Source organism: Azospirillum sp. UFLA03-27, assembly GCF_059803775.1.
The window spans coordinates 1-10,283 of the sequence record NZ_JAUQTX010000234.1; the positions used below are offsets into that span (position 1 = coordinate 1).

Here is a 10,283-nt window from a genome sequence, read left to right on the forward strand (position 1 = left end):
GCGTATAATCGTCGGCAGCGTCAGATGTGTATAAGAGACAGGGGGGCAACCGTTCGCTGATCAACCCCTCACGGCTGATACGGCTTCACCACCAGCTCACCCGCGATGATCTTCCGCTTGGCGTCCTCGACGGCCTTCTCCATCTCCGCCGTGACAAGCTTGCGGTTGCTCTCGTCGAGCGCGTAGCCGACGCCCTCCTCCTTCAGCCCGACGACGCGGTGGCCCGCCGTCCAGCTGCCGTCCTTGGCCGACTTCATGCAGTCGTAGACGGTCACGTCCACCCGCTTGACCATCGAGGTCAGGATCTTGCCCGGGTGAATCCAGTTCTGGTTGCTGTCCACCCCGACCCCCAGCTTGCCGGCGTCCGCCGCGGCCTGGAGAACGCCCAGCCCGGTCGCCCCGGCCGCCGCGAAGACCACGTCGGCGCCGCGCCCGAACTGGCTCTTGGCCAGCTCCGCCCCGCGGGTGGGGTCGTTCCAGGCGGCGGGGGTGGTGCCGGTCATGTTGGTGAAGACCTCGCCGTCCGCCTTCACATGTTTCACGCCCTGCTCGTAGCCGGTCAGGAAGTTGCGGATCAACGGGATGTCCATGCCCCCGATGAAGCCGACCTTGCCGCTCTGCGAGGCCATCGCCGCCAGCATGCCGACGAGGAAGGAGCCCTCATGCTCCTTGAAGGTCACCGACTGCACGTTGGGCAGGTCCAGCTTGTCGTCGATCAGGCAGAACTTGGTGTTGGGATACTCCCGCGACACCTTGTCCACGGCGGCGGACTGGGAGAAGCCGACCGCCGTGATGACGGTGGCGCCGCGCCGCGCCATGTTGCGCAGCGCCTGCTCGCGCTGGCCCTCGCTGGTGACCTCGAACTCGCGGTAGACGATCCCGGTCTCCTTCTTGAAGCGCTCCGCCCCGTTGTAGGCCGCCTCGTTGAAGGACTTGTCGAACTTGCCGCCCTGGTCGAACACCACCGCCGGCATGAACTCGTCCGCCGCCAGGGCGGGGCCCGCGGCGGGAACGGTCGCCGCCGTCAGCGACAGGGCCAGGATGGTCAGAATGCGCGTCATCGTCATCGTTCCGCTTCCCCGTTCCGGTGCGCCCGCTCGCCGGGTCGTGGCGGCCAGGATAGCGGCTCCTCCCGCCCGGTGACAGGGGGCACATGGCGTGGGGAATTCCGCCGCAGGTCACAGCCCGTATGGGACCTCCTCCCGCAACGCCGGTTGACGGAAGGGCGGTGGCCCGCTATCACGCCCGCCATTGCCCGAAGGAGGGTCTCGGAGGAGGGAATCGCAGATTGGACGAGGTGATCGGCGTGCATGGTCTGGTGGTGCTGCTGCAGGGCATCGTCCTTGGAATCGCCATCGCCGCCCCCGTCGGTCCCATTGGCCTGCTCTGCATCCGCCGCACGCTCCAGCACGGGCCGCTGATGGGCTTCTTCACCGGCTTCGGCGCCGCCGTGGCCGACACCATCTACGGCGCCATCGCGGCCTTCGGCGTGTCCGCCGCGCTGGATTTCCTGCAAGGGCACGAGATCGCCTTCCAGCTCGTCGGCGGCATCTTCCTGATCGTCGTCGCCATCCGCACCTTCCGCCAGAAGCCGGAGGACGAGGAGCGCGAGGCCGCCAGCGCGCCCGACACGCCGTCCTTCCTCGGCGGCTTCATGACCGGCCTGTCGCTGACCCTGACCAATCCGGCGACCATCATGGCCTTCATCGCCATCTTCGCCGGCTTCGGTCTAGGCGGCAATCTGGGTCGGGTGGACGCTTCCACACTGGTGGCCGGGGTCTTCATCGGCGCGTCCTTGTGGTGGTTCACCCTGTCCATGGGCGTCGCCGCCGTGCGCCACCGCATCTCCGACCGCGGGCTGACCCGGCTGAACCATTGCACGGGAGTGGCGCTGGCGGCCTTCGGCATTTGGGCGCTCGGCATGGCCGTCACCGGCATGGCCGGCTGGGCCATGGGCTGACCCTTGTGGGCTGACCCTTGTGGGCTGAGCTCTAGGGGCTGAGCGGGGCTCCCGCCACCGGCGGATCGCCGTCCGGGCCGCGCGACGACCTCTGGGCGCGGCGGATGCCCTGGAAATGGCTGATAAGCCGGTACAGGTACAGCCCGACCAGGACCACCAGCAGCCCCACGGTGAAATAGCCAACGAGGCTGTGCGCGAAGGGCCAGCGGGACAGCATGTAGCCGGTCCAGGCGAGCAGCAAGGTCCACAGGATCGACCCGGCCCCGGAATAGAGGCAGTAGAGCGGGATCGACATCCGGCAGGCCCCCGCCGGGATCGAGATCAGCGTCCGCACGCCCGGCACCGGCTGGGTCAGGAAGACGGCGATGCCGCCATGCTTTCCAAACCACTCCGTGCTTCGTCGGACCTTCTTGGGGTGGATCGTCAGCCAGTGGCCGTAACGTTTTAAAAAGGCTTCCAGCCGGTCGCGTCCCATCAGCCGACTGGGCAGGAACCAGACCAGCTGCCCGGCCAGCGAGCCCAACCCACCGGCCAGGGCGACGCCGAGTAGATTGTACTCGCCCTGCGCCGCCGCGATGCCAGCCAATGGAATAACCGACTCGGCCGGAACTGGCGGAATCACCCGCGCCAGGACCAGGAGCAGGAAGATGCCCACGTAATTCATCGTGTGCATCACATCCACCAGCCAATTGGTCAGCCCGTCCGCCATTTCAGCCCATCCAATCTTTTGTCTTTCTGGAACAGGGTTCAGCGGCAGACGGTTCCTGGCCCGTCAATGGGGCGAAAGAGAGGGTTACCACCTTTTCCTTTCCTGCTTGACCGACATCAAAGCGCAGACGCCCTGAATTTTATAAGAATCACTTCCATACCTGCCCCCTTGCAGGCCCCGTCCTGCGCGGGGTCACCCGGGCTTTCATGGCGGAATTTCCAAATGCAGCTTGGCAATCTGAAGATTTCCACCAAGATCCTCTCCATCATCGTTTTCCTGGCTGCGATCTGCGCAGGCATCACCGCCACATCGATCGCCGGTCTGGACGCGCTGAGCCGCGCTACCGACGAAATCCAGTTGGCCGGCGAAGAAATGAAGTTGGGCGCGCGCATCAACCGGATGGTTGTCGAACTGAACCGCGACGAGTACCGGCTGGCCGCCAATCCCGGCGATCTGGAGCAGGTTCTCCCGTCCATCGGCAAGACGCGCGAGGCCGTGAGCGGGCTGCTTGCCAAGGTCAAGGGAACCAGCGACGCGGAGCAGAGCCGTATGCTGTCCTCGTTCGAGAGCGCCCTGGCGCTCTATTACAAAGAACTTGAAGACACGATCGCCGTTGCTCGCCGGATCAGGGGCGGCAGCGATCTGACCCAAAATCAGCGCGACATCCTGGCGTCGGTGGATGCAAGCGCGACCGCCGCGCGGGCACTTCAGAGTCTGACCATCGCCTACACCAGCTACACCGACGAAAAGGCGTCGCGGCTGTCGCAGGATGCGTCCGCCCTGGCGGAATCCCGGTCGGTCCAGCTCGTCACCGCCGCCGCCATCGGCATCCTGGCAGGGCTTCTGCTCGGCTGGACGGTGTCCCAGTTCGGCATCGTCCGACCCGTGAAAGCCATCGTCGCCTGCCTGCGCGGCCTTGCCGACGGCAACCTGGATACTCTGCTGTACGGCACCGGACGCAAGGACGAGGTCGGGGAGATCGCCGCCACAGCGGAGGTGTTCAAGACCAACCTGATCCGCAACCGCGCGATGGAGCGCGAGGCCAAGGAGGCCGCAGCCAGTTCCCAGGCGGAGAAGCGGGCGGCGATGCTCGACCTCGCGGGCCGGTTCGAAGCGCGGGTGGGGGTCATCGTCAACGACGTCGGCGGCGCCGCGACGGAGCTTCAGGCCACCGCCTCCCAGCTCTCCGCCGCGGTCGAGGAAGTCAGCGCCCAGTGCGGCGCCGTGGCCGGTGCGTCGGAAGAGGCCAGCGCCAACGTGCAGACCGTCGCCGCGGCGTCGGAGGAAATGTCCGCCTCCATTCACGAGCTGGCAGAGCGCGTGTCCCGCGCCGCCGCCCGCTCCAAGGCTGCGGCGGAGGGAGCCGATCTGGCGCAGACCCAGCTCGATTCCCTGTCCGGAGCCATCGAGCAGGTGGACCAGATCGTCGCCGCCATCAACTCCGTCGCCTCCCAGACCAACCTGCTGGCTCTGAACGCGACCATCGAGGCCGCCCGCGCGGGCGAGGCCGGCAAGGGCTTCGCCGTGGTGGCGAGCGAGGTCAAAAACCTGGCCAACCAGACCCACGCGATGACGGAGCAGATCGGCAACCAGATCGCCGCGGTGAAGAGCGCCTCCAACAGGACGGTGGACGCCATGCGCGCGATCATCATCCAGGTCGAGGACATCGACCGTTCCACCGCGGAGATGGCCGCCTCCGTCGAGCAGCAGAGCGCGGCGACGGGCGAGATCAGCCGCAACGCCCAGCAAGCGGCCAACGGCACCGCGGAAGTGTCCCGCAATGTCGTCGGCATCCAGCAGGCGGAGGCGGAGACGAGCGCCGCCACCCACAGCGTGAAGGGAGCCGCCGACCAGTTGGCCGAACGTGCGGTCGGCCTGAAGCGCGAGGTGGACCAGTTCCTGGCCGAGGTGCGCGCGGCATAGACAGCCGCGCGTTCGGAACGCCCCTCAGCCCCGGGTGTCGCCCGGCGGCGGGGGCGGCGGAGCGCTCTCCGCAACGGTAGCGCGGCCCGGATCGCGCTTCTGGCATTCCAGAAGGATGTCGCGCGCGATCGGCGCCGCCGCGGTGGACCCGCCGCCGCCGTGCTCAACGAACACCGCGCAGGCGTAGCGCGGGGAGCTGACCGGCGCGTAGGAGATGAACAGCGCGTGGTCGCGCTCCCGCCAGGGCAGGTCCTCGTTCTTCTTCACGCCGGTGCTGCGCTCCGCCATGGTGATGCGGCGGACCTGGGCGGAGCCGGTCTTGCCGGCCATCTCATAGCCGGGCTCGGTGATGCGCGACTTGTAGGCAGTGCCGTTCGGCGCGTTGGTCACTTCGTAGAGGCCACGCAGGACGAGGTCGAGGTTCTCCTTCTTCACCCCGATCGGCGGCCAGCTCGTCTGCTCGCCCGACAACGCCTTGATCTGCTTGGTCAGGTGAGGCTTCACCGCGAAGCCGCCGTTGGCCAGCCGCGCGGTCATGGCGACGAGCTGCATCGGTGTGGACAGCACGTAGCCCTGCCCGATCGCCGCGATCAGCGTCTCGCCCTGCGCCCAGGGCTTTCCCAAGGCGCCCTTCTTCCAGTCGATGGACGGGATCAGGCCCGGCCGCTCGTGGGGCAGGTCCAGCCCGGTCAACTGCCCCATGTCGAAGCGGTTGGCCATCTCGGCGATGCGGTCGATGCCGATGCGCCGCGACACGTCGTAGAACCATACGTCGCAGGAATGGCGCAGCGCGCCGACCACATCCACCGTGCCATGCCCGCCCTTCTTCCAGCAGTGGAAGCGGTGGTCGCCGAGGTCCATGTGGCCCGGACAGAACACCGAGTGGTTGCGGCTGATCAACCCGGACTCCAACGCCGCCAGGGCCACCACCGGCTTGAAGGTCGAGCCCGGCGGGTATTGCCCGGCCACGGCCTTGTTGTTCAGCGGAGTTGCCTGGTTGGACAGCAGTTCCTCCCACAGCTCGGCACTGATGCCCATGGTGAACTGGTTGGGGTCGTAGCTGGGGTGGGAACACAGGGCGTAGATGCCGCCGGTGTGCACGTCCATCACCACACAGGAGGCGCTGACCTCCTGCGCCAGCCGCTGCTGCACGAACTTCTGAAGGCCGATGTCGATGGTCAGCTGGACCTCGCGGCCCGGCTGCCCCTCGTCGCGCGACAGCTCGCGGATGACGCGCCCGACCGCGTTGACCTCAAGCTGGCTGGTCCCCGCCGTGCCGCGCAGCGCCTTCTCGTGATACTTCTCCATCCCGGCCTTGCCGATGCGGAAGCCGGGCAGCGACAGCACAGGGTCGCCGTTCAGCTCCGCCTCCGACACGGCGCCGACATAGCCCAGGATGTGCGCGGTCGCCTCCGCCTCCGGGTAGTGGCGGATCTCGCCGACCTCGATGGCGACGCCCGGCAGGTCCGGCGTGTTCATCTCGATGGTGGCGACCTGTTCCCAGGTCAGGTTCTCACGCACGGTGACCGGCACGAAGCGGCGCTTGCGGTGCAGCTCGCGCATCACGCGGCGGCGGTCGCCGTCGGTCAGCGGGACGATCTTGGAGATCTTGTCCAGCGTATCTTGGATGTTGCGCGTGCGCTCCGACACCACGACGACGCGGTAGTTCTGCTGGTTCACCGCCAGCGGTGCGCCGAACCGGTCGACGATGGTGCCGCGCGACGGGGCGACCAGCCGGAGGCTGATGCGGTTCTCCTCCGCCAGCATGGTGAAGCGCGCGGATTCCACCACCTGCAGGTAATAGAGCCGCCCGACCAGAGCGGACAGACCGGCGAGCTTCAGCCCGCCCAGCACGGCGGCGCGGCGGGTCAGCAGGCGGTAGCGGTCGGTGTCGCGGTCCATCGCAGTCAAAGGCTCACATCCCCTGCCAGATCATCCCTGCCGGCTATCCCTGCCCATCATCCCTGAAGAAACGCGCGGTGCACGCGGATCAGCATCCAGGCGATGGCCGGGAAGAAGGCCATGGTCAGCAGCGCCTGGAACAGCGCCGGCCGGAACGGCAGCACCGTCGCCTGGAGCGCCGAAAAGGCCAGCCATTGAGTGCAGGCCACGCCCATCATGACCAGCCCGAAGCCGAACCACATCAGGGCGAAGGTGCTCGACGCCAGCACACGCCGCTGGCTGGACACCGCCCAATGGACCAGCACCAGCACCAGCGCGTTCACCCCCAGCGGCCCGCCGGTCAGCAGGTCCTGCAGCAAGCCGATCAGGAAGGCGGTGCCCGGCCCCATCAGGTCGGGCCGGTGGATCGCCCAATAATAGACGGCGATGGCGGTCAGGAAAGGCGCCACCGACGCATAGCCGGGCAGCGGCACCGGAATCATCCCGGCCAGCGCCAGCATGACCGTCACCGCGAACGGGGCGAGATTCCGTCCCGTCTTGTCCAACCGCTGCCACAAGGTCAGCGTCATTTCGACTCGGACGACGGTTCCGCCTCGCTTCCCGGCAGGCTGAACTCGACCAGCTGCAGGTGCTCGACCCGCGACAGATCGACGTTCGGCTGCACCCGGACGCCACGTTCACCGACCGAGGACACCACGCCCACCGGCAGGCCCGGCGGGAACTGCCCGCCGTGACCGGAGGTGACCACCCGCTCGCCAACCTGCACCGGCGCTTCCGGCGGCAGGTAGAGGAGCCGGGTCTGGTCGGAATTGTCGCCCGCCATCACCGCCCGCTGGCGCGAGCGCTCCAGAACCACGGGGATGCGCGTGTTGATGTCGGTCAGCAGGAGGACGCGGGCCGACCATTCCCCGACCTCGATCACCCGGCCGACCAGCCCGCTGCCGGCGATGGCCGCCTGCCCCTTGCGCACCCCGTCGCGGCGGCCGGCGGTGACCACCAGCGTGCGCAGGAAGGAGCTGCCCGGAGCGGCGATGACCCGCGCCGTGATGAAGGAGGACGACGGTTCTGGCGTCGCCTTGAGAAGGGAACGCAGGCTGATGTTCTCCGCCTCCAGCCGCAGCGCGGCCTGCTTCCACTGCAGCAGCCGCGCGTTCTCCGCTTTCAGCCGCTGGTTCTCTTCGAAGGCGTTCTGCACTTCGACCACCGACTCCACGACATGGGCGGCGGTGGCGGCGGGGCGGGAGATCGCGTCGAGGATCGGGGCGAAGGCGTCGGTCACCCGGGCGCGCGCGCTGTCCACCGACAGCGCGTCGATCCGGCCCACCATCATCAGGGCGACGGAGGCGAGCACCAGCAACAGGAAGGAGAAGCGCTGGGCGAGCGCCCGCAAGGGGGCGGCGAGGCGCACGACGGAACCGGAATTGCGAGGCTTCACAGGATCATCCCGTCCAGGTACGCGATCCGCCCCCGGCTACGCCGGCGAATGGACGTACCACCGGGGGAACCCAAGCGAGCAATACACCAATCAGTAGGCGCTGACCAAGACGTTTCGCAGCGTCTTCATCTCTTCCAGCGCCCGCCCGGTGCCCAGCGCGACGCAGGACAGCGGGTCGTCGGCGATCGACACCGGCAGGCCGGTGGCGTGGCGCAGGACGAAGTCCAGGTTGCCCAGCAGAGCGCCGCCGCCGGTCAGCACGATGCCCTTGTCCACGATGTCCGCGGCCAGTTCCGGCGCCGTGTGCTCAAGCGCGACCTTCACCGCCTCGACGATGGCCGACACCGGTTCCGCCAGGGACTCGGCGATCTGCCGCTCGGAGATGATGAGTTCCTTGGGCACGCCGTTCATCAGGTCGCGGCCCTTGATCTCCAGGATGCGGCCCTCGCCGTCTTCCGGCGGGCAGGCCGACCCGATTTCCTTCTTGATCCGCTCCGCCGAGCCTTCGCCGACCAGCAGATTGTGGGTGCGGCGGATGTAGCCGATGATGGCCTCGTCCATCTTGTCGCCGCCCACGCGGACGGAGCGGGAATAGACGATGCCGCCCAGCGACAGCACGGCCACCTCGGTGGTGCCGCCGCCGATGTCCACGACCATGGAACCGGTCGGCTCCGTCACCGGGAGTCCGGCACCGATCGCGGCGGCCATCGGCTCCTCGATCAGGAAGACGCGGCGGGCGCCGGCGGCCTCCGCCGATTCCTGGATCGCGCGGCGCTCCACGGCGGTGGAGCCCGACGGCACGCAGATGATGACCTGCGGGCTGGCGAAGCTGCGCCGGTTGTGCACCTTGCGGATGAAGTGCTTGATCATCTCCTCGGCGACTTCGAAGTCGGCGATGACGCCGTCGCGGAGGGGGCGGATGGCCTGGATGTTGCCGGGCGTGCGGCCCAGCATCATCTTCGCCTCGTCGCCGACGGCCAGCACCTGCTTCTTGCCGCGGACGTTGGCGATGGCCACGACCGAGGGTTCGTTCAGAACGATGCCACGGCCCTTGACATAGACCAGGGTGTTGGCCGTCCCCAAATCGATCGCCATGTCGGCGGAAAGCACGCCGAGGAGTTTGGAAAGCATGGACCCGACTAACTCTTCAATGCGGTTGAGACGGCCTTGCCGGCGATGTGCCCGCTCCGGTGCGGAGGGCCACGCCCGCCAACGGTTCCATAGACGAATGCCCCTTCGCGCTCAAGCGGAGAGTGCAACCGGCACGCCTTGCCGAGCCCTGTTGCCGGCGCCCGTGGGGCGGTCACCGGCGCCAGTCCGGCGCTCTGGTCGATGGGAGGCGGTCCTTGAGGCAAGGCCGGTCCCGGCGGAATGTCCAGTCCCCGAAGTGCTGGCGGAACGCCGTCCTCCGGTGCCCGCCACACTGCCGCGTCAGGGTTAATTTTCCGTCAACAGGAGGCGGAAACCTCCGGCGTCCGGCCAAACCGCCCCGCTCGCGGCGGGGGTATCCTTAGGCTGATTCCCAACCCGCCGCAACGGCTTTGTGTCGGGTTTGAAACCGCTCCGGCACCCTGGTGCCGGCCCTCTCCGGCGGCCTCAATGATGGTCGGATTTCGCCGTGGTCGCAGCCTTGCCGTGCGCTCCGTGATGGCTCCCTTCCAACCGGTCCATCAGGGCCAGCAGGACGCCCGACACCACGAAGGTCATGTGGACGATGACCATCCACATCAGGTTTTCCTTGCTGGTGTTGTCGATGTTCATGAAGCTCTTCAGCAGGTGGATGCCAGAGATCGCCACGATGGAGGCGATCAGCTTCAGCTTCAGCCCGCCGAAGTCGACCTTGCCCATCCATTCCGGACGGTCCTTGTGGTCGGCCACGTCGATCTTCGACACGAAGTTCTCGTATCCCGAAAAGATCACCATCAGCAGCAGGTTGCCGGCCAGCGACAGGTCGATCAGGGTCAGCACGGCCAGCAGCACGTCCTTTTCCTGCATCTCCAGCACATGCGGGACGATGTGGAAGATCTCCTGGGTGAACTTCGCCAGCAGGAGCACCAGCGACACGACGAGCCCCAGATAGAAGGGGGCGAGCAGCCAGCGGCTTGCGAAGATGATCTGTTCGAAACGGCGTTCGATCATGACGGTCGGCGTCCGTGCTTGGTCATAAGGGGTAGGAGGCCGGACTCTTGCCATTTCGCACATGCGAAATCAACCGTTCCCATGCCGCGTCCGCCACACGGGATTGTTGGAAGAAAGCTGGTTCGCGACGCCACGAAACGGTAACGTCCCGGCCGTCCGCCGCACCGATAAGGCCCTGTCTCTTATACACATCTCCGAGCCCACGAGACTATAAC

Annotated in this window: 9 protein-coding genes; 2 read left to right on the plus strand and 7 right to left on the minus strand. The window is 67.3% G+C overall.

Annotated elements, in window-relative coordinates:
- Nucleotides 1-68: 68 nt before the first annotated feature.
- Nucleotides 69-1,067, minus strand: a complete 999-nt coding sequence (locus tag Q4I23_RS25875) for a BMP family lipoprotein (RefSeq protein WP_498528111.1) — start codon at nt 1,065-1,067, stop codon at nt 69-71.
- Between the two features lie 230 nt (nt 1,068-1,297).
- Here Q4I23_RS25875 and Q4I23_RS25880 point away from each other — a divergent pair, with 230 nt between their 5' ends.
- Nucleotides 1,298-1,960, plus strand: coding sequence for a LysE family translocator (locus Q4I23_RS25880; protein WP_237904943.1), 663 nt, complete (start codon nt 1,298-1,300; stop codon nt 1,958-1,960).
- 31 nt (nt 1,961-1,991) lie between these two features.
- Here the strand turns inward: Q4I23_RS25880 and Q4I23_RS25885 are convergent, their stop codons facing one another.
- Nucleotides 1,992-2,669 (minus strand): DedA family protein, encoded by a 678-nt coding sequence (locus Q4I23_RS25885; protein ID WP_454018063.1) that lies wholly within the window; start codon nt 2,667-2,669, stop codon nt 1,992-1,994.
- A 222-nt stretch (nt 2,670-2,891) separates the two neighbouring features.
- Here Q4I23_RS25885 and Q4I23_RS25890 point away from each other — a divergent pair, with 222 nt between their 5' ends.
- The gene (locus Q4I23_RS25890) at nt 2,892-4,592 is read left to right on the plus strand and encodes a methyl-accepting chemotaxis protein (RefSeq protein WP_498528112.1); all 1,701 of its coding nucleotides are present in this window, start codon (nt 2,892-2,894) and stop codon (nt 4,590-4,592) included.
- A 24-nt stretch (nt 4,593-4,616) separates the two neighbouring features.
- On the opposite strand, the gene mrdA is transcribed toward Q4I23_RS25890, so the two are convergent.
- From mrdA to Q4I23_RS25915, 5 genes are all read right to left on the minus strand, one after another.
- Nucleotides 4,617-6,494 (minus strand): penicillin-binding protein 2, encoded by a 1,878-nt coding sequence (mrdA, locus tag Q4I23_RS25895; RefSeq protein WP_149167937.1) that lies wholly within the window; start codon nt 6,492-6,494, stop codon nt 4,617-4,619.
- Nucleotides 6,495-6,550: 56 nt separating this feature from the next.
- Nucleotides 6,551-7,063 (minus strand): rod shape-determining protein MreD, encoded by a 513-nt coding sequence (gene mreD, locus Q4I23_RS25900; RefSeq protein WP_454018061.1) that lies wholly within the window; start codon nt 7,061-7,063, stop codon nt 6,551-6,553.
- On the minus strand, nt 7,060-7,929 hold the full coding sequence (mreC, locus tag Q4I23_RS25905; RefSeq protein WP_498528113.1) for a rod shape-determining protein MreC: 870 nt from the start codon (nt 7,927-7,929) through the stop codon (nt 7,060-7,062). Before mreC ends, mreD begins: the two co-directional genes overlap by 4 nt.
- A gap of 90 nt (nt 7,930-8,019) precedes the next feature.
- On the minus strand, nt 8,020-9,060 hold the full coding sequence (locus Q4I23_RS25910) for a rod shape-determining protein (protein WP_014240000.1): 1,041 nt from the start codon (nt 9,058-9,060) through the stop codon (nt 8,020-8,022).
- A gap of 465 nt (nt 9,061-9,525) precedes the next feature.
- Nucleotides 9,526-10,068, minus strand: coding sequence for a TIGR00645 family protein (locus Q4I23_RS25915; protein ID WP_454018060.1), 543 nt, complete (start codon nt 10,066-10,068; stop codon nt 9,526-9,528).
- Nucleotides 10,069-10,283: the final 215 nt, after the last annotated feature.

What these genes read in the sequence shown, in the direction of transcription:
- Q4I23_RS25875 (WP_498528111.1), bottom strand. Translation starts at nt 1,067, where the DNA reads ATGACGATGACGCGCATTCTGACCATCCTGGCCCTGTCGCTGACGGCG.
- Q4I23_RS25885 (WP_454018063.1), bottom strand. Translation starts at nt 2,669, where the DNA reads ATGGCGGACGGGCTGACCAATTGGCTGGTGGATGTGATGCACACGATG.
- Q4I23_RS25890 (WP_498528112.1), top strand. Translation starts at nt 2,892, where the DNA reads ATGCAGCTTGGCAATCTGAAGATTTCCACCAAGATCCTCTCCATCATC.
- mrdA (WP_149167937.1), bottom strand. Translation starts at nt 6,494, where the DNA reads ATGGACCGCGACACCGACCGCTACCGCCTGCTGACCCGCCGCGCCGCC.
- mreD (WP_454018061.1), bottom strand. Translation starts at nt 7,063, where the DNA reads ATGACGCTGACCTTGTGGCAGCGGTTGGACAAGACGGGACGGAATCTC.
- Q4I23_RS25910 (WP_014240000.1), bottom strand. Translation starts at nt 9,060, where the DNA reads ATGCTTTCCAAACTCCTCGGCGTGCTTTCCGCCGACATGGCGATCGAT.
- Q4I23_RS25915 (WP_454018060.1), bottom strand. Translation starts at nt 10,068, where the DNA reads ATGATCGAACGCCGTTTCGAACAGATCATCTTCGCAAGCCGCTGGCTG.